At 44.5% G+C, this 24,958-nt stretch carries 19 protein-coding genes and 1 pseudogene; 9 read left to right on the top strand and 11 right to left on the bottom strand.

Going from position 1 to position 24,958, the window contains the following annotated elements; all coding sequences use genetic code 11:
* Positions 1–432 precede the first annotated feature (432 nt).
* Entirely contained in the window at positions 433–882 is a 450-nt protein-coding gene (locus SPI9445_RS0108270; protein ID WP_017304266.1) for a hypothetical protein, read from the top strand.
* Between the two features lie 42 nt (positions 883–924).
* On the opposite strand, the gene SPI9445_RS0108265 is transcribed toward SPI9445_RS0108270, so the two are convergent.
* Positions 925–1,944: an IS4 family transposase gene (locus tag SPI9445_RS0108265; RefSeq protein WP_026079427.1), complete on the bottom strand. Its 1,020-nt coding sequence runs from the start codon at positions 1,942–1,944 to the stop codon at positions 925–927.
* A gap of 56 nt (positions 1,945–2,000) precedes the next feature.
* Here SPI9445_RS0108265 and SPI9445_RS24870 point away from each other — a divergent pair, with 56 nt between their 5' ends.
* The gene (locus tag SPI9445_RS24870) at positions 2,001–4,322 is read left to right on the top strand and encodes a hybrid sensor histidine kinase/response regulator (RefSeq protein WP_083883510.1); all 2,322 of its coding nucleotides are present in this window, start codon (positions 2,001–2,003) and stop codon (positions 4,320–4,322) included.
* A gap of 59 nt (positions 4,323–4,381) precedes the next feature.
* Positions 4,382–5,872 (top strand): hypothetical protein, encoded by a 1,491-nt coding sequence (locus tag SPI9445_RS0108255; protein WP_017304264.1) that lies wholly within the window; start codon positions 4,382–4,384, stop codon positions 5,870–5,872.
* 88 nt (positions 5,873–5,960) lie between these two features.
* On the opposite strand, the gene SPI9445_RS0108250 is transcribed toward SPI9445_RS0108255, so the two are convergent.
* Positions 5,961–6,788: a CPBP family intramembrane glutamic endopeptidase gene (locus tag SPI9445_RS0108250; protein WP_026079621.1), complete on the bottom strand. Its 828-nt coding sequence runs from the start codon at positions 6,786–6,788 to the stop codon at positions 5,961–5,963.
* Positions 6,789–6,834: 46 nt separating this feature from the next.
* Positions 6,835–7,737 carry a Sll0314/Alr1548 family TPR repeat-containing protein gene (locus SPI9445_RS0108245; RefSeq protein ID WP_017304262.1) on the bottom strand — a complete coding sequence of 301 codons (903 nt, stop codon included), beginning with the start codon at positions 7,735–7,737 and terminating at the stop codon, positions 6,835–6,837.
* Between the two features lie 271 nt (positions 7,738–8,008).
* Between SPI9445_RS0108245 and SPI9445_RS0108240 the strand changes: the two genes are divergently transcribed.
* On the top strand, positions 8,009–8,635 hold the full coding sequence (locus SPI9445_RS0108240; protein ID WP_017304261.1) for an ABC transporter ATP-binding protein: 627 nt from the start codon (positions 8,009–8,011) through the stop codon (positions 8,633–8,635).
* Positions 8,636–8,713: 78 nt separating this feature from the next.
* On the opposite strand, the gene SPI9445_RS0108235 is transcribed toward SPI9445_RS0108240, so the two are convergent.
* The 3 genes from SPI9445_RS0108235 to SPI9445_RS0108225 form a co-directional block, all read right to left on the bottom strand.
* Positions 8,714–9,619 (bottom strand): ATP adenylyltransferase family protein, encoded by a 906-nt coding sequence (locus SPI9445_RS0108235; RefSeq protein WP_026079620.1) that lies wholly within the window; start codon positions 9,617–9,619, stop codon positions 8,714–8,716.
* 237 nt (positions 9,620–9,856) lie between these two features.
* On the bottom strand, positions 9,857–11,149 hold the full coding sequence (locus SPI9445_RS0108230; protein ID WP_017304259.1) for a dihydrolipoamide acetyltransferase family protein: 1,293 nt from the start codon (positions 11,147–11,149) through the stop codon (positions 9,857–9,859).
* A 226-nt stretch (positions 11,150–11,375) separates the two neighbouring features.
* Complete coding sequence (locus SPI9445_RS0108225; protein ID WP_100227137.1) at positions 11,376–11,714, bottom strand: hypothetical protein; 339 nt, start codon at positions 11,712–11,714, stop codon at positions 11,376–11,378.
* 233 nt (positions 11,715–11,947) lie between these two features.
* Here SPI9445_RS0108225 and SPI9445_RS0108220 point away from each other — a divergent pair, with 233 nt between their 5' ends.
* Positions 11,948–13,144, top strand: coding sequence for a hypothetical protein (locus SPI9445_RS0108220; RefSeq protein WP_017304257.1), 1,197 nt, complete (start codon positions 11,948–11,950; stop codon positions 13,142–13,144).
* Positions 13,144–14,040 (top strand): mechanosensitive ion channel family protein, encoded by an 897-nt coding sequence (locus tag SPI9445_RS0108215; protein WP_017304256.1) that lies wholly within the window; start codon positions 13,144–13,146, stop codon positions 14,038–14,040. The genes SPI9445_RS0108220 and SPI9445_RS0108215 overlap by 1 nt, the downstream gene beginning before the upstream one ends.
* Positions 14,041–14,166: 126 nt before the next feature.
* On the opposite strand, the gene SPI9445_RS24865 is transcribed toward SPI9445_RS0108215, so the two are convergent.
* From SPI9445_RS24865 to SPI9445_RS0108195, 5 genes are all read right to left on the bottom strand, one after another.
* Positions 14,167–16,668: an EAL domain-containing protein gene (locus SPI9445_RS24865; protein WP_083883509.1), complete on the bottom strand. Its 2,502-nt coding sequence runs from the start codon at positions 16,666–16,668 to the stop codon at positions 14,167–14,169.
* Positions 16,669–16,981: 313 nt separating this feature from the next.
* Entirely contained in the window at positions 16,982–17,173 is a 192-nt protein-coding gene (locus tag SPI9445_RS30415) for a hypothetical protein (RefSeq protein WP_164674489.1), read from the bottom strand.
* A gap of 364 nt (positions 17,174–17,537) precedes the next feature.
* Positions 17,538–18,764 (bottom strand): WD40 repeat domain-containing protein, encoded by a 1,227-nt coding sequence (locus SPI9445_RS24860; RefSeq protein ID WP_017304254.1) that lies wholly within the window; start codon positions 18,762–18,764, stop codon positions 17,538–17,540.
* Between the two features lie 99 nt (positions 18,765–18,863).
* Entirely contained in the window at positions 18,864–20,054 is a 1,191-nt protein-coding gene (locus SPI9445_RS0108200; RefSeq protein WP_017304253.1) for a glycosyltransferase family 4 protein, read from the bottom strand.
* A 409-nt stretch (positions 20,055–20,463) separates the two neighbouring features.
* Entirely contained in the window at positions 20,464–22,371 is a 1,908-nt protein-coding gene (locus tag SPI9445_RS0108195) for an ABC-F family ATP-binding cassette domain-containing protein (protein WP_017304252.1), read from the bottom strand.
* Positions 22,372–22,492: 121 nt separating this feature from the next.
* Here SPI9445_RS0108195 and msrP point away from each other — a divergent pair, with 121 nt between their 5' ends.
* The 3 genes and pseudogenes from msrP to SPI9445_RS0108185 all read left to right on the top strand — a co-directional run bounded on the left by msrP (position 22,493) and on the right by SPI9445_RS0108185 (position 24,913).
* Positions 22,493–23,479: a protein-methionine-sulfoxide reductase catalytic subunit MsrP gene (gene msrP, locus SPI9445_RS0108190; RefSeq protein ID WP_017304251.1), complete on the top strand. Its 987-nt coding sequence runs from the start codon at positions 22,493–22,495 to the stop codon at positions 23,477–23,479.
* A 9-nt stretch (positions 23,480–23,488) separates the two neighbouring features.
* Positions 23,489–23,674, top strand: a pseudogene (locus SPI9445_RS32045) (RNA-guided endonuclease TnpB family protein); the annotation flags it as partial.
* A 24-nt stretch (positions 23,675–23,698) separates the two neighbouring features.
* Positions 23,699–24,913 (top strand): glycosyltransferase, encoded by a 1,215-nt coding sequence (locus tag SPI9445_RS0108185; RefSeq protein ID WP_071525268.1) that lies wholly within the window; start codon positions 23,699–23,701, stop codon positions 24,911–24,913.
* Positions 24,914–24,958: the final 45 nt, after the last annotated feature.

The raw sequence follows: 24,958 nt of genomic DNA, 5'->3' as shown, positions 1-24,958 counted from the left end.
AAGGTTGAATAATCGTTAATTGAAGTTGGTTCAAAAACCAGTTAGGGCTTTAGACTCAGGGATTTAGAGTCAGAGATTTAGAGTCAGGGATTTAGAGTCAGGGATTTTAGGCCAGGTTTTTGGAGTCAGGTTCAATACAAAAAGGGAAACAATAAAGTATCTACATATACAAAAAGTCTTGAAAGCTTTAAGAGAGTGAATTCTTTCTGAATAGTGATATTATAGGTCAAAAATACACTATTCGCTTTAAGTTATTGTAAAGATAGGGTTAAGACTTATTAGATCAGTCCAATTTCCCAAATACTTCCGGCTGGTAATCACAAACTAAGTGGGTTAACGAGGGTCAAAACCTGCTCAATTTACGCCTGTATTGTACAAACAGGATTAGCTTTAACTTCTGTTAACTTAAACTTCTTCCTTGGGACTATAGTGATGAAACTACATTTGCGCTTGGTCTTAATTGTACCGTTCTTGTTACAAACATTTACAATAGTAGGCTTAACCGGGTGGTTATCTTTCCGCAATGGACAAAAAGCGGTTAATGATTTGGCGAGTCAATTACACACCGAGTTAGCTAAACGCATTAAAGAGAGAGTTAGTAGTTATTTAGAGATTCCCTTGTTAGTTAATAAAATTAACACCGACGCCATCCGTTTAGGGTTGTTGGATGTGAATGATATTCCCCGTTTAGAACAATACTTTTTTGCACAAATGCAGCAGTTTAAAACGGTGAGTTATATTTCCTTGGGAACAGAAGCGCGAAACTATGTAGGGGTAGCACGTCGGGAAGATCAGTCTCTGATTTTAGAAGTATCTGATGCGAGAAATAACTATCATCTTAATACTTGGTTATTGGCAGAAGTGTTGAATCGGTACTTATGAACTAAGTACAAATGGACACACTAACCCTGTTAAGGGGTAAATTTAACCAGGTGGCACTAGCTCTCTAAACCAGTGTACATAGCTAATTTTTTGACACATAAACGCCTGTAAATATCGCAATTTATCCAATAAAGATTTACCGAACTCTGTCGGTATCTTGAGCATATTTAGAAGTAAATAGGCAATCAGACAACTATAAATCTGGATTTCAATTCCGTTGATATTTTTAGGGATGAGGCGATCTAATTTGAGGTGCATCTTTAAAAATTTCCAAAGCAACTCAATTGACCAACGCAAACGATAAAACTCGGCAATTTCTTCTGAGCTAACTCCTCCTTCTCCCGTCTCGGGTAAGTTCGTTACTAATCGAAACTCAGTCTTTTTCTCTAAGTCGCTAAAACTTACGACTCTAGCTTCAATTTGTTCGCGACCTTGGCCTAGTAAACAATTGCCATTATCTAGGAAAGTTAAGTGAACATTGTTCCTAATTCTCAGAACGAAGTAGCGATCCTTCAACTTTTGTAACAGGGCAATTTGAATTAGGCTAAAAAAGCCTCTATCCATTATTCCAACGCCATTAGCTGGAATTGATTCTAGGGTTGTATCGCCATATTTATAGTCATGACCTTGACCAAAATGAAGGAAGAGTCCGCCTGGAATTCCGGTGAAGAGATTTAGACCCGCAAAAAGCTTGACTTGGTGAACTTCTTGATGCCAGAGTAACTTACTGGTGAGAGTGACAATGGTTGAATCTAAGGGAAAAAGTTGTAGCTGATTGGATGGAATCTTATTCTGTTTAAGAAACTGTTGTGTTAGATGAACCCACAATTGATAAAAAATTTGAGGATCGCGATACTTACTGGCTTTAGAAAAGGTGGAAATATCAACAGACTCCCCCATAATATTAAGCCTCTTGAAGAGACTTCTCATACTGGTTTGACTCTGGTCAAGAACAAATTCAAGCCAAATGGAAACGAATTTAAAAGTATTTAAGACGGGATAGTCATCTTGAGGCAAATGACCGAGGCATTGTTTGACAATTTGAGGAAAGTTGGATAGAATCAAGGGATTAGTTTTTTTAAAAAAGTAAGCCCCTATTTTAAAACAATAGGGGCTTTTTGTCAAGTTTTTTACTAACATTCAACACTTCTGGGTTATTGGATGAAGCAGGAGAACAGCTAGAATTATTAAATCCCGGGCCAAGTTACGATCCCCGACAGCGTGAATGGTATCAAATTGGAGTTCGTGCCGGGAAAACCATTTGGACAGAAATTTATCCTTATTTAGTCAGTCAAGAATTAGCGATTACAGCGAGTCGTCCCCTTTATGATGCTCAAGGACAGTTATTAGGCATTATTGGGGCTGATTTAATCCTTACTCAAATTGGGGATTTTTTGGAAGATTTAGAAATTGGTCAGACGGGAGAGGCATTCATTATAGAACGTTCTGGTCTTTTAGTCGCCACATCTACCGATGACCCATTGTTTCAGGAAAAAGAGGGCAAAAATGAGCGTTTACTAGGGGTAGAAAGTGAGGATTTGTTAATTAAAAAAAGCGCGAAATTTTTACAGAAAAAATTCGGAAATTTTAAGCAAATTACCGCGATAGATCAATTGGATATTGAGATCGAAGGAGAGCGTCTATTTCTCCATATTCTCCCCTATCAAGACGAATGGGGACTAGATTGGCTAATTGTGATTGTTGTGCCGGAGCAGGATTTTATGGCGCAAATTTACGCCAATACTCGCACCACAATTTTACTCTGCCTCGCGGCTTTAGGCATGGCTAGCCTTTTGGGGATTTATACCTCTCGTTGGATTAGCCAGTCGATTTTACGCTTAATTGAGTCCTCAGAGGCCATGTCTGAAGGCAATTTACAGCAGGAGGTTTCCGGGGGTGCGATCGCAGAATTTCAAACCCTAGCTCAAGTATTTAACCACATGGCTCACCAACTCGATACAGCCTTTACAAATCTAGAGCAAAAAGTCGCAGAACGCACCGCAGAACTCGCAGAAGCTAAAGAAAGCTCCGACGCTGCCAATCAAGCTAAAAGCGAATTTCTCGCGAATATGAGCCACGAATTACGCACTCCCCTCAATGGCATTTTAGGCTATGCACAAATTCTCCATCGCGCTAAAGATTTAAACGAACATCGTCAAGGGATAGAAGTCATTGCTCAAGCGGGTACTCATTTACTCAATCTAATTAATGATATTTTGGATCTGGCCAAAATAGAAGCACGAAAAATGGAACTCTACCCTACAGATTTTCATTTATCTGCTTTCCTAGTGGGTGTGGCGGAAATCGCTAAAATTCGCGCTGAACATCAAGGAATTACTCTATGTTCCAGCTTTGATGAACACCTACCGAGTGCAATCCACGCCGATGAAAAACGATTACGACAAGTCTTGCTGAATTTGCTCGGGAATGCCATCAAATTTACAAATATAGGTCAAGTTATTTTTAAAGTTGAGAGGGTAGACACTATCATCAATAATCCTAATTTTGGGTTAGATTCAACAGTGACTCTGCGTTTTACCATTGAAGATACCGGAGTAGGAATAAGTCCCGAACAAATTACACAAATTTTTCTGCCCTTTGAACAAGTTGGGAGTACAGCAAAACGCTTCGAGGGAACAGGTTTAGGCTTAACAATTTGCCGTCAAATTGTGGCACTGATGGGGAGTGAGCTACAAGTCCAAAGTACATTAGGCATAGGGAGTCGGTTCTGGTTTACCCTTGATTTCCCAATCTCTGATCAATGGATAAATAGGGCTAGTCAGTCTCACCAAGGTAGCATTACTTGCTACAGAGGGAAAACGCAAAAAATCTTAATTGTTGATGACAAGGTGGTAAACCGAATGGTTATTACAGATATTTTAAAACCGTTAGGGTTTGAGATAAAAGAGGCAAAAAATGGGCGAGAAGGCTTGGAACTTTTAGAAAAATGGCAAGCTGATTTAATCATTACAGATATTGCAATGCCTGAGATGAATGGTTATGAATTTGTCAAAACTGTGCGTCAGTCTTACTCTTCAACTGTGCCAATTATTGCCGCTAGTGCGAGTGTTTCATTATCGGATCAAAGTCTAGCCTTTAAAGCAGGATGCAATGGTTTTTTAGAAAAGCCTATCGACTTGGAAAAATTACTCAGTTATATTCAACAAAATCTCAAGTTACAATGGAGGTATGAGCAAGACGTTCAACCCCTCACAAAAGAAAAGCCTCTTGTCTTTCCTCCGGATCAAAAATTGCAAATTTTCTACCAAGCTTTAAGAATTGGGGATATTGGGGGACTGGAAGAGGCAGCAAGACAACTGGTGGCAGAGAATAACGACTATCAGGGATTTTGCGATCGCCTCCTCTCCCTCAGTGCCGAGTTTGATGAGTCAGGAATCCTGAAACTACTGGATCAAGCCGTCTCCGTTGACATCCTCTGAAACTGTGCTAGCTTAGGGGAAACGTAATGATTGTTCCTTGCAGTCAGAGAGGATCATCTATGCAGGTATTTAATCAAAAACTTAAAGAAGCCAGTAAAAGTATTTTAAATAATCCTCAGAGTTTTTTATGGAAAAACTTGGTTTTTTATGGATTTATTATTCTATTTTCGGGCTATTTTATAAATTCCCTATTGCTTAAGCGAGAATTTCACGATTATATTTTTGCTGAATGGTTTATTCATTACAGAAATGGCTTTGTCCGACGGGGATTAGGTGGGCATATTTTGCTGTTTTTACAGGATAACTATAATATTAATGCGGGTCTGACGTTAACATTTTTTTCTTACTTAATTTTTTTACTATTTTCTCTTCTCTATATTCGGAAAGTCCAGCTATACAAAAGATACATCGATCTTGAATCTCTTCTCGTTTTATTATTCTTACCTGTCCTGATTCTTTTCCCGGCAAATACTAGGGTCATCGTCGGTCGTAAAGAGTTTCTTTTTTTCTTAAGTTTAATGGCTAATTTATTCCTCGTTGTTTCAGTCTTAAACTCTATAAATAAAGAAGCTCCTAATTTTTACAATCAGCACAAATCCATTAATCGTTACTCAATAAAGTTAGGACTAATCTACAATTTAATTTCAGTGCCAACCGCCTTAACTCATGAAGCTATCTTATTTTTATCATTGCCATTAAATCTGATTATTACGAGTAGTGTTATTAGCCTAAATTTTTCGCCCATTAAATCCCTAAACCGTACATTGATTATTTACGCTCCTACCCTTGTCGTCTCCGTTATTTGTTTATTTTTTAAAGGCAATCAAAATATTGCATTAGGCATTTGTGAATCATGGCAAGAGTATAGTCATCTATACCCTGAGTTAATGGCGAACTGTCAGGAAGAAATGCACGGTGTCTTAGAATTCTTCCAAATTTCTACATCGGAAGCTATTAAAGAAGTAATTGAGATGAACATTCTTCAGGATAATGGGATGTCTTTTGTCCTTTGGATTTTTGGATTTACTATTAATCTGATTCTGTTAATGCGTATATCTTGTAAAATTTTAGGTTATTCTCTTAACCGATACTCTGACGAAAAAACCTCTCCTGATCTATCTATTCATTCTCAATCTAACTCTATTGAAATTTTTACTCGTTTTAGTTTTAAATATATTTTGTTGCCTTTTCTTGGCACAAGTATCCTTTACCTGATTGCCTTAGATTGGGGGAGATGGCTTTTTATTGTTTCCATTAGTTATGTTTTATGTTTGCTAACTCCTAGCTTAGTGCGGCTAGAAATTTTTTACAGTCATAGAAACCAGTGGATAATAAATTGTTTTTTCCCTTTATATTTTGTTTACAAAAAAATAGTTTATTGGATTTATTCTCAACCCTTCATTGAGAAGTTCTATCTGGCTTACCTAAGCTTGTTTGTTTATACTCTATTCTTTTTTAAATTGCCTCACTTTGATATTAAAACTTATAATATTTACCCACCTTATCTTTGGGGAATCATAGAAAAAATAATAAAGTTCTTACTAAATTAGAAAGCCACAAAAATATTTTGTGACAAAAGATAGTGCGATCTTGTTGGTAAGATAATGATCCCTTATCGGATTCTTATTCAAATCAGAATTAAGGTTTTGATCCTTGGAGAGCATCACTCAACCAAAGCATCAAGAAACCGAGAAAAATTAATCCTAATAGACCCGCTAAGGGATTACGGTCTACTCCAGTAATCCAAGGGGAAACGTTATCTGTATATTGAATCAACTGCCCGACATTAATAATGTAATATCCCCAAATTAAGCCCGCGTGGAGTCCGATTGCCATTCCTAAACTGCCGTATTTCCAACGACTCCAGACGAGATTAAGACCAAGTAAAACCAGACCGGGAAATTGGGGGAAAGTGCGAATCATTTCGTTGAGGGGTTTGATGAAGTGGAGGGCGGCAAAAATGAGGGCATTTGCCCATAAGACGGTGTTGGGTCGATAATCTCGCTCTAGTTCATCTAAAAACCAACCTCGAAAGAATAATTCCTCGGCAAATCCAACGCCTAACGCGGTGAAAATGCCCTCTGTGGCCGCTTGGAGGACTTGGGGGGAGGGGTGTAAGGTAGCCCAGCCAAAAACGACCATGAGGCCAAATAAGTTAAAGGTAAGCACAAGGCCGATGATTAAACCTGTGAGGCATTCTCGGCTGTTGGGGAGGGTGGGGGCGAGGCCATAGTGAGCAAAAGGGGTTTTGAGACGGTGGACTTTTTTTCCCCAGAAGGGAACGAGGATGAGGAATTCTAGGAAGAGGATGGCCATTGTCACGATGGTGGCTAGGTTGGCATCGTGGCGTAAAAACCAGTGGAGGGGGAGGGCGAAGGGCACCCAGACTAGGCCAAGGGTGAGGATAAAAATACCCAGCCTCAGAGGTGCTGGGTATTGAGCAAGACGAGAGAAATTGAGTTTCACGGAATGGACTTAGAACGGGAATATTTTGTCTAAGTTAGCACGGTTTTTAGGAGTTTTCATTCAGCCATTCTTGGGCAATGCGGCGTTCTCGTTCCATTTGGGGAATGAGGGCGGCGGGGAGTTGGTCTTTTTGGGCGATCGCACTATCAAAGAGTTGGACCGACTGCTGCACGACGCTGACTTGATTGTTCTGTTTGCCCTTTTCATGGAGAATCTGGGCTTGTAGATAAATCACTTCGGGGTTGTTGGGGGTTTCGCTGAGGGCTTTTTCAATGTAGCCCTGGGCTTTGTCGTATTCTCCCAAATCCCGGTAGGCTAAGGCAATCCCCCGGTTGACGAGGTAGGAGGGGGCGGCGTTGCGTTGGAGGTTCGCGATCGCCTTATCAGGACTCACAAAGGGGACATTCACCGCCAACAGCAGATCCATGTAGCCTTTCACAATGTTTAATTCTGGATCATTGGGATCCACTCGTTCCGCCGCTTGGAGGTAGCGCAACACATCCTGAAGTTTCGATACCGCACCAATGGGACCGCGAGTTTTAAAAGTGTAAGTCCCTTCGAGAAAATGACCAATGGCCGTGTAGAGATTCCCCCGTAAGGGATCTTGACTCATCAAACCTTGAGCGGCCGCCAGGGTTTGATCCGCATAGCTTTTGAAGGCGGCGAGATCATCCCGTTGGAAGGCTAAGGCCGCACGCAGAGACAAAGCAAGGGGATCATTAGTTCCTTCGGCAATAGCGGCCTCAATTTTTTGTGCGGCATCGGGATAGTTGCCATATTTAAAATAGGCCTCAAAAGCGGCCTCAGTGGTGTCGGAAATATTGCGGGGGTTGGTGGTGCGGAAAGGATCCCCCGCTAAGGCCGGATTACCCCATAGAGTTAAACTAAGGGCGATCGCAGAGGAAAACGTGAGTGAGAGTCGTTGAATTGCTGTTAAGGAAACGTTCATAATAGTTTCTAGCCCAGTAAGCTACAAGAGAGCATAAGATTTGAATAGATAGGGAGACGGAATCCTTAAAAGCTTAGTTCCACCCCCACCCTGAAGCCATCCTAACCTAGAGCTTGCTGAATAAGTCGGAGAGTTGGGAATCGGGAGTCGGGAATAGGCACTTGTGCCAGTTTTAGATGATCTGTTCCCTGTTGCCTTGTTGAGTCTAGGGTTCGGTTTTTTCAGCAGGCCCTAACCTAGACCTTATGCCGTCCGTCTTGATTTAACCTCAATGCTCTATATTAAAAACCTGAGTTATCACCCCCCCGCCACCCCTACGCCCATTTTGAGTAATATTTCCCTAGAACTCACTCCTCAACAATTGGGTTTAGTCGTCGGACCTAGTGGTTCAGGAAAATCCACCTTTTTGGAAATCGTCTCAGGTTTGGCAGAACGCACCAGTGGAGAAATTGGCTGGGGAAGTCAGGTCTTAGAAGCTTACGAATTACAGTATTTAGCGGGTTTAGTGTTCCAGTTCCCAGAACGCCATTTTTGCGGCAGTAACTTACTGGAAGAATTGCGACTCGGACACCCAGAATTAACCTCAGAACAGGTCAAACGGGCGCTCGAAGAGGTCGGTTTAGACCATTTACCCCTTTCCACTTCTCCCCATGATTTAAGCGGAGGACAACAGCGCCGTCTAGCCTTGGCCGTTCAATTAATCCGTCAACCGAATATTTTGTTATTAGATGAACCAACGGCGGGTTTAGACTGGTCAATGCGTCAACAATTAGCCAAATTACTCGCGAAGTTAAAGCAACATTGGACGCTGTTGGTTGTCACCCACGACGCGGGAGAATTATTCCCCATTGCCGATCAGTGCTGGCAGATTGAACAGGGGCAAATTCGTAGGGTTTAGCTGTGGGACACTTCGGCTTTGCCTATTTCCAAACGGTAAGACGCGCTAGTAGCGGACAAAGGATCGGGTAATGTCAATTCAAGAGCCACTGGCTACTTGGCTTAGAATGGTGAGGGGTTGCCATGTTTTGAGTTGTTGCAGTTGCTCCTCATTCCGGACAAAGAAGGTTCCGGCAAAGCCTAGGGAATTGACGGGGATGGTGTGATATTCGGCTTGGGTGCGGGGGACTATCCACATCCAATTCCGGGTCATTAGACAGTTGTAGGGTTTGGTTTGTTGGGGGGTGAGGGGATGTTCGGGGAAGAAGTCGAGCGATCGCAACAACCGATAATACACCGCTAACATCTGGGCGGCCGCTTGTTCAGGAGTCTTTAATAAACTCGCCTCTAGGGGATAACAGGCATTCTGGAAGGGGAAGGCGGGGATGATGCCAATATCCCCCTTGAATTGGGCGGAGGCGATCGCTTTTTCTGTGGGAAAGGTTCCCCCCAACTGACAAATGGGAAAGGGAATCAGTTGTAAATGTTTGTGAGGTTGACTGGCTCCGGCCAATTTTCCCCCATTATAAAACCCTAACCCATCAAACTCGGCTAAACAGTGAGCTAGAGCGATAAAATCCTGTAAATTGAGCCAATTTTCCTGTTCTTCAAAGGCCTTGGTAATAATTAACAGGTGGTGATCCACCACGTTAAATTTATTCAGTAAACAGAAATGAGTTTCTGATAGATCCGTGACAAATAAATCCGGGTCATGGGGCAGAAATGGATTAAAGGATTTCCCTTGTTTTTTGGTTATTTGAACTTGTTTCTGCTGGGCTTTTTCCTTACGGACTAAATTTGATAAAATTCGCACAACAAAAGGAATATTTTCCTGTTCCACCACTTCACAATCGGTCAGAATAGGCTTTAGCGCCCCCCGACCTAGGGCGTGTTGTGTTGCTGTTTGGACTTTTGTCCACAATGTCCCAGACTCAAACAAGAACACCTCCTTGGGTCAAGTGAGAATTGCTAACCATTAGGGAACGGGGAGGCGGGAGTTGGGAGTCGGGAGTTGGGAGTTGGGAGTCGGTGTAGGGGCGCAAGCATTGCGCCCTAGGGAGTCGAGAGTTGAGGAATCAAGAATTATTCCCTATTCCCTATTCCCTATTCCCTCTCCCCCGTTCCCCGTTCCCTAGCCCCACGAGTAGAGTTATTCAGCCAGCCCCTAATTAGACCCTGAATCTTACAAAGTGAGAGATTGGGGATTGGTTTCCAATAACTGGGCTAAATCTTGTAAGAAAGCGGCCGCTTCTGCCCCACTAATAATCCGGTGATCACAAGTGAGATTAACCTGCATTTGCCGTTTAACCCCCATTAATCCCTCTTCCGTGGCCACCACTTGAGGCCGGGATGCACCAATGGCAATAATCGCCCCTTGACCGGGGGGAAGAATGGCATCAAATTGATCCACTCCATACATCCCTAAGTTAGAAATGGTAAAGGTGCCACTGTTGTACTCATCGGGTTGTAATTTCTTGGATCTGGCGCGATTGACTAAATCTTTCCAAGTCCGAGAGAGACTATATAAGTCCATTTGGTCTACATTTTTTAAGACCGGAGTAATTAAACCCCCATTGCCGATGGCTACGGCGATCGCAATATTAATCCGACTGGCATAATGAATCCCGTCCTGTACATAGCTAGCATTGACGATAGGGTGTTTTTGTAACGTGACCGCGATCGCCTTGGCCAACATCGCCGTCATGGTCACACCCTTCGACTTAATTTGCTGATACAGTTGGTCTAACGCATCCGTTGTAATGGTATAACCCACCCGGAACTCTGGCACCGTCAAACTGGCCACCATATTCCGCACTACCGCCTTTTGTAGGGTACTCATCGCCTTAACTTCCCCCGGAGTATTCGTGGGGCTTAAAGCAGGGGGAGACACCATCACAAAATCACTGTCATCACTAATGGCTAAGGGTTTCGCCACCGTTGGGGTCGGGACTTTTCCGGCAGCCGCTTCCACATCCGCCGCCACAATGCGACCGTGGGGGCCACTGCCTTGAATGGTGGATAACTTCACTTTGAGCGTTTTCGCCAGCTTACGAGCGCGAGGAGAGGCCACAATGCGGCCGCCGTTGCGACTGCCTGTATCTGTTGAGGTTGTGTCTACCGAAGCAGTCGTTACCGCAACGATTCCCGGTTCAGGAGCAACCGGAGCCGGAGCGCTCTGGGGAGCAGCGGGACGGGATTGAGAGGGGGCCTGTTGTTTGGCGGTTTCAATTTCCGCTTCCGTCTCCGCTAACAAGGCAATGGGAGCGCCGACGGGGGCTTCTTGTCCTGCGTCCACCAAAACCACGGCGAGATATCCTTCATAGAAGGATTCAACATCCATATCGGCTTTATCGGACTCAACCACAACCACGGTTTCCCCTTTTTCCACCTTATCCCCGGGGGATTTGACCCAAGAGACAATCTTCCCTTCGGTCATGGTGGAACTGAGTGCAGGCATGAAAATATCGTGGATCATAGTCTGGTCTTCCGTTTGCTGAGGCTGATTATTAGCATTTTTGCACAACCCCCCATTAAAGCAAAGAGGGGGACAGTTTCATCACCGAAGGGAACGGGGAACGGGGGAAGAGAGGGGGAGCAGGGGAGCGGGGGAATAGTGAATAGCTAAAACTCTTGACTATTGCCTTTTCCCGACTCCCGACTCCTGACTCCCAATTCCCCGTTCCTTAATTCAACAAGCCTTCTTAATCGTCCTTGTCTTCCCCAGCTAATAAATTCTCCAAACGATCCTTAGACCAGTGTTCACTAGAATAGGCTACAGCTTCAATACAAGATAAGCGCACCAGCCAAGTGGTACGACTAAATGCAGTTTCTTCCTCCTCCTCTTCTTCTAGGACAGATAACGCTAGAATTTCGACAAATTCGCCATCGAGTTCAATGGGAACCCCGGTAAAACTATCATTATTTGTTTCAATCCGAACCTTACTTCCCTGTTGTAAAGCCTCTTCCAGTCTTTGATAGAGGAGGTTTGCAGGTTTACCATTTTGAAACAAGCCGTGAAAGGATTTAGAGAATTCAGGCATTTTGTCTTGCATCAAGTGAAAAGAGGCTGAGGAAGAACCGATCCTCACTGGCCATTGTCCTACTGATTGCTCGGAGAGGCAATCATATTTAAAGAATTTTCTGGATTATCTCCCCAGTGTAGAACAGTAAACAGTAATCTAGGATTTATTGGTTTTGGTCAGAATATTCCCCACTTGTCGGGGGATAAAGGGTCTGATTATGCTAGAGTTCCAATAGATTGATCCATCAAGTTATGTTACGACTCATTCGATCCCAGATTCAAGCTTGGTTTACCCAGCCTCCCAATACAGAATCTGAAGATGAATTGCTGGCTATTCCCGAACACCTGAACGCGGCACTTCTGAAACGACTGGAGGATTCATCGACTCCCCCTCCTTATCAACAAAGCATTCAGGATGCGATCGCAACAGCCATCGAAACCTGGCAAAACAACATCGAAGCACCCAATCACCTCGTCTTTTTAGCCAGCGCTGTTGAACCCACCGCCCAAATCATCAACGAAAGTCTCCAACACTGGGGATCTCCCTCCCTAGAAGTGATTACACCCCTTAAACATTTACAACGCCCCCTCAACCCCAGATACATAAAACAGCAAATTTGTCAAGCCCTTGCTGACTATTCACAAATCAAAACCAGTGACTTTGAGACAATCACTCAAACCTTGCCAGAAGAAGCGAAACAAAAGCGAAAAACCTTAATTATTGTTCCCGCACTCGAACAGTGTTTTTTGCGGTGTATTGGAGGCTGGGAAAGCATCGAATATTTAAGAGAAGTTATCGTGCAGAACAGGGATTGTTTTTGGGTGATTGGGTGCAGTGACTGGGCTTGGAATTTCTTGGATTTTGTCTGTCAAATTAGCGCTTACTTTGACACCATTCATAACTTACCTGAACTCAATGGAGAAAACTTAGAAAAATGGTTAACATCCATCGCGAGAAACCTAGTCAATTTAGATAAACCAGAATCCTCCAGTAATGATCCTCGTCCCGCTTATTGGGAATTCATCGCAAATCAAGCTTGTGGCGTAAGTTCTATTGCTCAATATCTTTGGTTACAGAGTTTACGAATCAAACAAGCTGAAGTCGAAAATCTGGATTTAGATGCCCTAAAATTTAGTTCTTCTCCAGAACCCGATCAGCGTTTAAATGTTTATGCCGTTAAACCCTCTTTACCAGCTTTACCGACACTGACTAACTTTGATCGCTATATTCTCCATGCTATCTTGATTCATGGCATTATTCACCGCCGTCATTTATCCCATACCTTGGGAGAGTCAGAAAGCCAAATTCAAACTAGAATTCAGTGGTTACTAAAACAAGGAATATTAATAAAAAAAGGAGGTAATTTATTCATTCATCCTTTATTCTATTTAATCCTTAAATCTGATTTAGAGAACAACAATTTTTTTGTAGGACTGAGTTTAAAATGATGCTAGCTTATGGAAAAGAATTAACCGTCAAATGGTTAGTTATACAAAATCAAAATTATGTGTTTGCTATCGACGATCCTCAAGATTTTTCAGAACAAGTTTTAACGGATATTACGCCCCTCAAAATTTTATATGGGATAACTGCCCTATTGATAGCGTATCTTAGTATCTATTTAGTTCAATTCTTCTGTAATTGGCTTTCTGAGAAAGTTCCCCGCCGCTTTAGACTAATTATTAAACAATCTATTCCTTTCTGGAAAGGATTGATTCTATTAATCACAATTTCCTATTTATTGAGTTCATTTCTTCATCTATCAGAATCCAATTTAATTGCAGTTACTGGGACAATTGCAGTTGCTTTAGGTTTCGCATTTAAAGACTATGTAAGTTCAATTATTGCTGGGGTTATTTCATTGTTTGAAGCCCCTTATCGAGTAGGGGATCGGGTTAACATTGAGGGATATTATGGAGAAGTTGTAGGTTATGGATTACGGGGAATTCAGATTAAAACTCCTGACGATAATCTGGTTACAATTCCCCATAATAAAACTTGGACAGAACCTATTTCTAATGCCAACAGTGGTGAACTTGAGGCGCAAGTGGCAACAGATTTTTACTTTGATCATCATGTGGATGTTGAAAAGGTAATGCAGATTTTATATCAAGCCGCTTATAGTAGTAAATATACTCAGCTTAAACTGCCTATTGTTGTGGTGATTCAGGAGCATTTTTGGGGAACTCAGTTTAAGTTACGTTCTTATCCTATTGATGCGCGGGATGAATTTGTTTATAAAACCGATTTAATCCGACGAGCGAAAGCCGCTTTTGCCTACGAAAAAATTTCCTATCCTCAAAAAATTTCTCTGGAAAATCCTGAAAAGTTACCTGATTGTTAGTGAGTTTAGGATCTTAAAGTTCTCCCTTTTGATGGGTCATATTCTTTCCAACTTTAACCCGCATCCTAGGGGAATTCATGACCTACCCTAACCGATTGAATCTAATGGTTGATTTCTCCTCTGTCCTCAAGATACAATTTGCTGCCAAGGTAAGGGGTGAGTGAGTAAAGTTTCAACCTCTGCCACGGTGAGGGGTGGGGCGAAAAAGTAGCCTTGTCCGTAGTCACAGTTTAACCCTCGCAAGGTTTCGAGTTGTTCGGGGGTTTCAATGCCTTCAGCGACGACATTCATTTTGAAACTGTGGGCTAAATCTAGAATCATTTGGATAATTTTAGTGCTGTCTCCCGAGGTTGTCAGGTCTTGGACAAAGGACTTGTCAATTTTGAGGGTGTGTAGGGGAAGGTTTTGTAAACGGCCGAGGGAGGAGTAACCCATGCCAAAATCATCTAAACTTAGACGCACTCCGAGTTCTCGAAATTCTCGCAATAGGGCGATCGCATGATCCGCATTGGCGATTAAACTACTTTCGGTAATCTCTAGCTTGAGACGGCGACTATCGACCCCGGTTTCCTCTAAAATTCCTTGGACTTGCCGCACAATATCCGGTTGTAGGAGTTGAATGGGGGAGAGGTTCACGGTGATGATTAAATGCTTAAAGTTGGGGAAGGAATATTGCCAAGTCCGCAGTTGATAACACGCTTTATAAATGACCCAACGGCCTAAGAGGGCAATCAGTCCGGTTTCTTCGGCTAAGGGAATAAATTCTAGGGGAGAAATTAAACCCCGTTTAGGGTGATGCCACCGGATGAGGGCTTCAAATCCTTGCAGTTTGCTTGTTTTAAGGGAAACAATGGGCTGATACTGGAGTTGAAATTCTCGTTCTAAGGAGGGTTGATTTAGACCCAGGGAAGCATTGAGGGAGAGGGAATTGAGGGTATGACGGAGATCGGTTTCTAGTTGCCAGAGGGCGATCGCGCTTTCATGGAGATAAGCGTTAAAGACAGCGTAAGAGGATTGACCTTGCACCCGGGCTTGATACATAGCAATTTCCCCATGACGTAACAACAGTTGGCAGAGGTCGGTATTAGGAGAGGAGGGGGGACTGGTCATGACATCCCAAGAAAAGGTAATCCCGATGCTCACATTACTATAGACCCCTTCTCCGGCTAAAGAAAGGGGTTGTTGTAGCACATTTTCCAATTCTTGGGCTAGATGAAGAACCGGATCGGGGGTGGTCACTTGTGGGTAGAGAATGGCGAATTCATCGCCCCCCATGCGGGCTAACAGACAGGGGGCGTGACCATTATGATTGAGGAGTTCTTTTAACCGTTGGGTGGTGATTTGCAGGAGGTGATCCCCGGCGGGATATCCTTGATGGGCATTGATTTCACCCAAACGGTTCAAATCGAAAAATAACAGGGCAAAATGTCCCTGTTCATCCTCCCGAATCTGAGCAAGATGGGTCTGGATTTGTTCAATCAGAAGGGAACGTTGAGGCAGTCCGGTTAGGGCATCGTACTGTTGATGATAGTGGCTCTGGGCTTGTTTGATCCAGTAGCCTTGTAGGGTTGCGATCGCACTGACGGTTCCGATGACCAAAACAGGAGACACCACCGGGATTAACACGTCCCAATAAAACACCCCCACGGCCAACAATACCCACACCCCACTCACCCCCACCACCCCCGACACAAAGCGACGCAGACTTTGCCCAGTTAGCACACCCCCCAATACCATGCCCAGTAATCCATAGCCCCAAAATAAACCCCTTTCCCCTTCCCCCCAAACCTTGAGATTATTCCCTTGTAACAGATTGTTAATGACGGCCGCTTGGACATGAACCCCATTGCCCACATTATCCAGATTAAAAGGGGTCATCACTGTGTCAAATCCGGTTGCTGTAGAACCGACTAACACGATTTTGTCTCGAAAGGTTTCCGGGGGAATTTCACCCCGTAACACTCCCTTAAAAGAGTACGTGGGAATCTTGCCGATATCCCCTTGCCAATTAATCCAAAATGAAGGGTAATCTGAGGGCTGAGGGGGAAATAAGGAAGCGAGGGCGGGAATATTGGTTAAACTCAAGCTTAAAGCCGGAATATCCCCCATTTGCGGCGTAATTTGATAGACAAAGCCCCCACTGGTGGTCGGGTAGAAGAGATGACCCAGGGTGCTGGCCTGTTCCCGCAAGCGGGGTGCTGGTAACAGGGGTTGTTTATTCGGACCCCACGACACCCCCAAAACCACCGGAGGAGAGGCGGCCATTGCTGCCGCGAGTTCCCCATCTTCGGCGGTTTCCTGAAGCAGGAGCAGGTTAAATACAATAGCATGGGGTTGGGAAGGGGCTAATTGCCGGAGGAGTTGAATATAAGGGGAGCGGGACCAAGACTTTTGAGTAAACCCCTCATGACTCACCGAGTCAATGGCAATAATTACTACTCGGTTATCCCAAGGGCGTTCTCCCCGCAGATGGAACAGGCGATGATAGACCCAATGATCTAGAGGTGCGATCGCCCCTAACATCTGCAAAACCCAAACCCCAACCACCGCCAAACTCCCCCCCACAAAACGACTCCAAGGGTGATGCCATAACATCGTGCCGAGTTGTACTTCCCTTCGTGCCTTCATGACCCTTCCTTTCAATCGCCCTATTTGCTCTATCTTAACCAATTCATGCCCCCCACTGAGTCAATACTCAGTGGGGTACTGATCGAAAATTGGGGTCTAAAACCCCGTCGTTTTACGATGGCTTTCTATTAATGAGGGTTTGCCGAATAAGTCTGCTAGTCCTGAATCGGGAGTCAGGGAATTAAAAATTATTAGCCCCACGAGTAGAGTTATTCAGCAAGCCCTAGTTACAGTTGTAGTAGGGGGAATTCATGAATTCCCCCTACACCCCACACTCTGCTATTCCCCGAATTAGAGGCATATTCAGCAAGCCCTAATTACACAAACAGCAACGGCAATTTTTCCCATTAGCATCACAACATTGACAGCATGGCGTGGCCGTTCCCTGTACTAATTTAATCCCCCATTCAAGCCGACCTAAGTTAATAGATCCCCCAAAACTACACTGACTGACTAGGGCAATAGAAACGAGACTAGCCCCAATAATTTGGTATGGATTAACCATAAAATAAAACACCCTTGGTAAAACAGAATACACCCTCAAAAGACACACAAGAACTTAGTAATATTGATATCCTAAAATTCTCCTGCATCCTATCTAAAGCCAATCAAACCCATGCAAAGGTAGGCTTTTACCCCTTTATTGCATGAGATTTAAGAAAATCGAAAAAACTCGTTGAAGCACTTTAAAACCCAGCTAAAATTCCTGTAATTGCAAACCGTAACTAGCCGCAAAAGTCAATTCAAAACGGGAGATAAAAACACCCTGCCCTGCTATTAGCTGATTCCACTTTTAGCCGGGATGGCCTGGCATTCATAACCACTCTACTGGCTAGATAGTAAGCAATATGACCTTATCCTAGCTTCCTCTATAGTACACCCCAGATTTTAATTGTTCCATCCTTACTTCCACTGAAAATTCTTTTTTCATCTGGGCTAAGAATTACGGAAATTACGGAATCAGAATGTCCAGAAAAACTATGTTGTAGGGTTTTTCTTCGTAAATTCCAGACATTAATTTTTTGGTCAGCACTGCCACTAATCACCGTTTTTCCATCCCGACTGATGCACAAATCATTCACCTCGTCAGAATGTCCGGGTAGCCAATATTTAGTTTTCCCAGTTTTTACATCCCAGCCCACAATTATTTTATCCGCGCCACAACTGATTAACGTCCGACTATCCCCACTAAACCGAATCGATTTAACCGCGCTCAAATGACCTTTAAACGTGCCGTGATGCTCGCCCGTTCTAAATTTCCAGACCTGAATCGTTCCATCAGATCCCCCACTGGCTAGCCATTGATTATCAGGACTTAAACTCACTGTGTTGATAATATTAGAATGTCCCTTAATGGCATAATTAAACTGATTTTTATTAAAATCCCACACCTTAATCATGCCATCAATGCCGCCACTGACTAAGGTTTGTCCATTGGGACTAATGGCTAACGATTTGACAAAATTATTATGTCCCGTGATCATGCGTAAGAGATTCCCGGTTTTTAAATCCCAGAGGATAATAGAACGGTCTACACTCCCACTAATTAAGGTTTGTCCGTTGGGGCTAATCACCACACTATCCACCCATTCCGAATGACCTTCTAAGCTGCGTTTGAGGATTCCGGTGGTGGCATCCCAAATTTTGATCGTTTTGTCATGACTACCACTGACTAGGGTTTTCCCGTCAGGACTTAAGGCCAAAGAACTCACCGCGTGACTATGGCCTTCGAGGGTGTGTAAAGCGTGAAATAAAGACCAAGGATTATAAGAACGTAAGGCTAACATCACCTTTAAATCTGCCCGTTCTTGTTGTAGGAGATAGGTAGACATTTCCGCCCGTTCTCGTAGGAGGAGATAGGCAGACCATTGAACCCGTTCTGAGGGGTCTTGCAGGGCCCCAATGACCCAAGAAATTCCCGTTTCCCCATATTTCATCGCTTCGACCAAAGCCGCCCGTCGTACATCTTCTAGGGGGCTTTCTAAGCGCCGTCTAACTCCTTCTAAACCCCCTAAAACTAGACTCCCTCTCGGTGCTGGGGAGTCTCCACCAAGGACGGCATCGTAAAATCTGGGTTGTGGGGAATGTCTAGGCATAGTTGAGTGAGGTTAGGTGGGCGGAATTGAACTCCTTTCTGGGATAGGATAGGGCTGGCTGAATAAGTCGAAGAGTCGGGGAGAGGAGGGGCGGACAAACTAGGACCAATGGATTTGGGCGCGTTCTGTGACAACAGACTGATAAACAGTTTCTGTTTGTTGAGCCAACATCGTCCAGTCAAAGCGTAAGAATAAATCGTTGTAAGCATTATCCACCAATTCCCGAGCATAATCCGGGTTTCTCAAGATTTGCAGAATGCCTTGGCAGAGGGAATGGGGGTTATTGGTTTGGGTGACGATGCCTGTATGGCCATGTTGCACCACTTCCGGCAGTCCACAGGTATCCGATACCACTACAGGCACTCGGGCGGCAAAGCTTTCTAAGGCGACAATGCCAAAGGGTTCGTAGAGACTGGGGAAAACGGCACAGTCGGCAATGGTTTGAAATTTGTCAAGGTCGGAGTCGGACATAAATCCGGTAAAGTAGCATTTCTCCCAAATGCCAAGGGTTTTGGCTTGGTGTTGGAGATGGGAGGTATTGCCGCCGCCGATGATGACAAATTTTATGCGATCGCCTAATGCCCCCAGCAAGAGAGGGGCGGCATCCAACAACACAGAAATCCCCTTTTCGTGGCTCATGCGACCGAGATAATAGACGATTTTCTCCTGATCCGCCGCAAACTGACGACGGAATCTCATGTGGTCAAAGCGGGGATCTCGTCGCTTTTTTTCTGGACGGATGCCATTGTAGATCACGTTGATTTTATCCCTCGGACTGTGAAAAATACGTTGGATTTCTTGTTCCATATAGTGGGTGCAGACAATAATCCGCCAAGCATTATGGGCGAGGATGTACTCTTTGCCGTGGATATAGTGGTGGGTTTCGTTATGAATGCCATTATAGCGGCCGTGTTCTGTGGCGTGGATGGTAGCAACGAGGGGAACCTTAAAACGGTGTTTGAGTGCGATCGCCGCATCCCCCACCAACCAATCATGAGCATGAATTAGTTCAAAGCGTCCCAAATCTTGGATCAATTTCCCCCCATAAACCCCCATACTCTCATTCATATTCACCACCCAATGGAAAAAATCATTTCCTGGGGCCACCGGGATACGATGAACCTTAATCCCTTCCACCAGTTCAAAGCGAGGAGCATCGCCAAATTCCACGGTAATCAGGTGAATATCATGACCCAGTTTCACCAATTCTGGATATAATTCGGCGACGTGGCGTGCAATTCCCCCCACAATGCGAGGAGGAAATTCCCAGCTTAGAACTAGAATCCTCATCAACCTCTATTCCATCCTGTTGTTCAGCATTTCATAACAGCCTTGCCTATTGTCCTACTTTTTCAGAATGTTTTGGCGCTTCTTGGATTTTGAGACACCCCCCGTGAGGGGGAGCAGGGGAGCAGGGGAATAGTGAATAACTAAAACTCTTTTATTTTAGGGAGCGGGGAACGGGGGAGAGGGGGAGAGGGGGGGATGGGTTGATTACTTTTGCATGAGTGCCTTTTGCCTATTCCCGACTCCCGACACCTGACTAGATTGCTTCGTACCTTCCTTCGGAACGCTACGCGTTCACTTCGTGACGCTCCGCGTTCGCGAAGCGTTGCGCAGCAAACGCAATGACATTACTCCCGACTCCCGACTCCCGACTCCCGATTCCCGACTCCCGATTCCCGACTCCCGACTCCCCCTACTCCAATTCCGCCAACTCTAACCAACGTTCCGTAGCCTGATCAATCGCCTCATTCAACCGCGCCAACTCCTCCGATAACTCCTGTAACTTGGTATAACCACTCGGGGGATGCTCATACAGCGTCGATTCAATCTCCCCTCGTTTCGCCTCCAGTTGGGGAATTTTCTCCTCCAACTCCGCCAACTCCCGACGCTGATAATTCGACAGACGACGGGGAGAACTTCCACTAGACCGGGGTTTTTCCCCCTTCTGTTTACTCGGAGTCGTCGCCGGAGGTTCAGCAACCGTGCGCCTCTGTTTATACTCCAAATACAGGGAATAATTGCCCGGATATTGCTCAATCCGCCCCTCCCCCTCCAACGCAAAAATCCTGTTCACCGTCCGGTCTAAAAAATACCGATCATGAGACACCACAATCACACAACCATTAAAATCCTCTAAATACTCCTCCAACACCCCCAAGGTTTGCACATCCAAATCATTGGTCGGTTCATCTAAAATCAACACATTAGGCGCTTCCATCAACACCGACAACAAAAACAAACGCCGTTTTTCCCCCCCCGACAACTTAAAAATCGGTGCATACTGTTGACTCCCCGGAAACAAAAACCGCTCTAACATTTGGGAGGCACTAATTTGACCCCCATCCGCCGTCCTTACATAACTGCCAATATCCTGAATATAATCAATCACCCGTTGATTCTCATTCAGCGCCGCCAGCAAATCCTCCGAATGTTGGTCAAAATAGCCAAAATGAATGGTTTTCCCCACCTCAATCGTCCCCCCATCCGGTTCAATGCGCCCGGTGATTAAATTCATCAGCGTTGATTTTCCCGCCCCATTGCCCCCAATAATCCCAATCCGGTCATCGGGGTTAAACTCATAACTAAAATCTCGAATGAATACCCGCCCGTCGAAACTCTTCTCAATCCCCTTCAGTTCAATTACCTTCTTGCCAATGCGTCGCCCCGGAGTATCAATTTCTACCTTGCCTTGAACCTCCTTAAACTCCCGATTCTGCATCTCCTCAATGCGGTCAATGCGCGCCTTTTGCTTGGTACTCCTCGCTTTCGGCCCCCGCTTCAACCATTCCAACTCCCGCCGCAACACCCCTAAATGTTTCCGTTGACTGCTGACCTCAGACTCCTGGGCCAAGGCCTTTTTCTCCAAATAATAGGAATAATTGCCACTATAAGTATAAAGATCCCCCCGATCCACCTCTAAAATACGATTCGTCACCCGGTCTAAAAAATAGCGGTCGTGGGTGACTAACAACAAAGCACCTCGATATTGACTCAAATAGTCCTGTAACCACTCCACCGACTCCGCATCTAAATGGTTGGTTGGTTCATCCATTAGCAACAAATCCGGTTCCGCTAACAGTGCTGTGGCCAAGGCAATCCGCTTGCGATACCCTCCCGATAACTCCCCCACCCGCCGATCAAAATCCTCAATCCCCAATTTAGTCAGGATAATTTTAGCCCGCGTTTCCACCTCCCACGCCCCGGCCGCTTCCATTTTCTCCGAGACGGCCGTTAATTGGGACATCAGGCGATTTAACTCCTCCCCTTGAGCCTGAGCGATATGATGGGAAAGGTCTTCATATTCTCGCACTAAGGCCATTTGTTCTGTACTGTCGGCAAAAACTTGATCCAAAACCGTGCGGTTTTCATCAACATCGGGCTGTTGGGGTAGATAAATAATTCTCGCCCCCGATTTAACCAACCGTTGCCCCCCATCAAGGGGTTCTAGGCCAGCAATCATTTTTAAGAGGGTGGATTTTCCTGACCCATTGACCCCAATCAAGCCTATTTTATCGTTAGAGTCAATACTAAAACTCGCCGTGCGCAGAATCTCTTTAATGCCAAAGTCTTTTTTAATGTCTTGCAGGGTGACAATACTCATTATATATTGGTTAATATATCGGGTTTTGTCCTATTTTAAACCATGGGCGGGCTGAAACTCAAATAACACCCCAGATAAAAACAAGCTAATATAGTAAAAAAATCTGAGTTTGTAATCTGTTATGAGCTTTTTTGTCCATCCCCCCAGTTGGCAATTATCAGAATCTATTGTCACCTCTGAAACCGTTTATCAAAACCGCCGTCGTTTCTTAAAAACCCTAATTGGGGCGGGAATTGGTGCGTCCTTGCTTCCCCTAAGTGCTTGTAAAAGTTCGGCCTCCCAACAGTCTGAACTGGCTATGACCTACAATTTACCTGCCCTAGAGAAGTTGACAAAAAATCCAGATTTTGCTGAGGTAGATCGACCGATTACTGACCAAAGTTTAGCCAGTAGTTACAATAATTTCTATGAGTTTGGGGGAAATAAAAGCATTTGGTCGGCTGCCCAAGCCTTACCGACGAATCCTTGGACGGTGGAAGTGGGAGGATTGGTTAAAAATCCTCGCACCTACGATTTAGATGATTTAAAACGCAAATTTCCTTTAGAAGAACGGATTTATCGCTTTCGCTGTGTGGAAGCTTGGTCAATGGTGTTACCTTGGGTCGGGTTTCCTATGAAGGCCTTGCTGGCGGAAGTTGAACCAACATCTAGCGCGAAATTTATTCGCTTTACCTCTTTTTATGACCCCAATATTACCAAGGGGCCAGGGTTTCATTTAGGAACATTGCCTTGGCCTTATACGGAGAGTTTACGCCTTGATGAGATGGCTAATGAGTTGGCCTTTTTTGCTGTGGGAATTTATGGGAAGGAGTTACCGAAACAACACGGCGCACCGATTCGGGCGGTTTTGCCTTGGAAGTATGGTTTTAAGGGGGCGAAGTCTATTGTTAAGGTGGAGTTTGTGGCGGAACAACCGGGGACCTATTGGAATACATTGGTGCCGAATGAGTATGATTTTGAGGCGAATGTCAACCCTAGCAAACCCCATCCTCGTTGGTCCCAAGCGACGGAAAAGTTTATTAGTTCAGGGCCTAATTTAAGTTGGGAGGTACGGGCAACGTTGCCTTATAACGGCTATGGAGTCTATGTAGCGCGTCTTTATTCTTGATGGGGCTGTAAATGGGTTAGGTTAATCTATAGAGCGGACGGTTATTATTGTCAGTTTGTCCTCTCTTGTGAGATAAAAGAAGATGTTAAGCCATCAGGTCAGTGTATTGCTCTAGACGTAAGTACCCCAAGCCTTTCGGCCCGGGAGTGTCAAACGGACTATGAAGGGAACAAGTTTGATAACCCTAAGTTTCTGCTATTTAATTAAAAACGTTTAACGATGAAATTAAGCCTCTGTATGATCGTCAAAGACGAGGAAAAGTCTTTACCCCAGTGTTTAGATAGTGTAAAAGGTGTGGTGGATGAAATTGTGGTGTTAGATACGGGATCGAGCGATCGCACCCCAGAAATTGCCCAAGCGTTTGGCGCGACGGTTCATTATTTTGAGTGGTGTAATGATTTTGCGGCAGCCCGCAATGAGGCCTTGAAATATGTAACTGGAGATTGGGTCTTGATTCTGGATGCAGACGAAACCCTAGACCCGGCCATTGTTGCACCGCTCCGGGTGGCTATTTTAAATGAAAATTTACTGGTGGTGAATTTAGTCCGGCAAGAAATCGGAGCGACCCAAACGCCCTACTCCCTGACTTCTCGCCTCTTCCGAAACCATCCTGAGTTAAAATTTTCCCGCCCCTACCATGCCATCATTGATGATAGTGTGATGGGGCTGATGGAAAAAGAGAAGCATTGGGAAATCCTCTCTTTACCGGGGGTCGCGGTGTTACACTCAGGGTATAGTGCCAGTGCGATCGCCGCCAAAGACAAATTCAGCCGCGCTCAACAGGCGATGGAAACCTATATTAAAGACCATCCCGATGATTCCTATGCCTGCAATAAATTAGGCGCGCTCTACGTTCAAATGGGGCAAATTGACCAAGGCATTGAATTACTCGAACGCGGCTTAAACGATTATAAGGCTGATCCCTTGGTTTGCTACGAATTAAACTATCATCTCGCTAATGCCTATCAACGCAAACAAAACGCCAATAAAGCCGTCATTCACTATCAAGCTGCCCTAGCCCAGGACATTATGCCCCCCTTAAAATTAGGGGCTTATAATAACCTCGGGGCCTTACTCCAAAATGCCGGAGAATACGAAATGGCCGAGCGGGCTTTTGGTGCTACCATTGCCATTGATCCCACGTTTGTAAAAGGCTATTTTAACGTAGGTGCTGCCTTAAAAGCCCAAGGGAATTATAAAGATGCCATTCAAGCCTATGAAGAAGCGATTAAGCTTCAACCTGACTATGCCGAAGCCTATCAAAATTTAGGCGTAGTGTGGATTAAATGCGGTCAAATGCAGAAAGGCTTAGAATATATCAGCAAAGCCATTGCCTTATTGGAAAACTCTAACTTATTGGAAGCTCAACGATTGCGTCAGATGGTGCAGGACATGGGATTTGAACTGCCCAAAGTCAAAGTTAATCCTACTTAGGGTCTGCTGAATAACACGCCTATGCTAGGCTCAACAAGGGAACAG

This window comes from Spirulina subsalsa PCC 9445, from assembly GCF_000314005.1.
GTDB classification, from domain to species: Bacteria; Cyanobacteriota; Cyanobacteriia; order Cyanobacteriales; family Spirulinaceae; genus Spirulina_A; species Spirulina_A subsalsa.
This window is presented reverse-complemented; position numbering and strand designations above follow the sequence as displayed.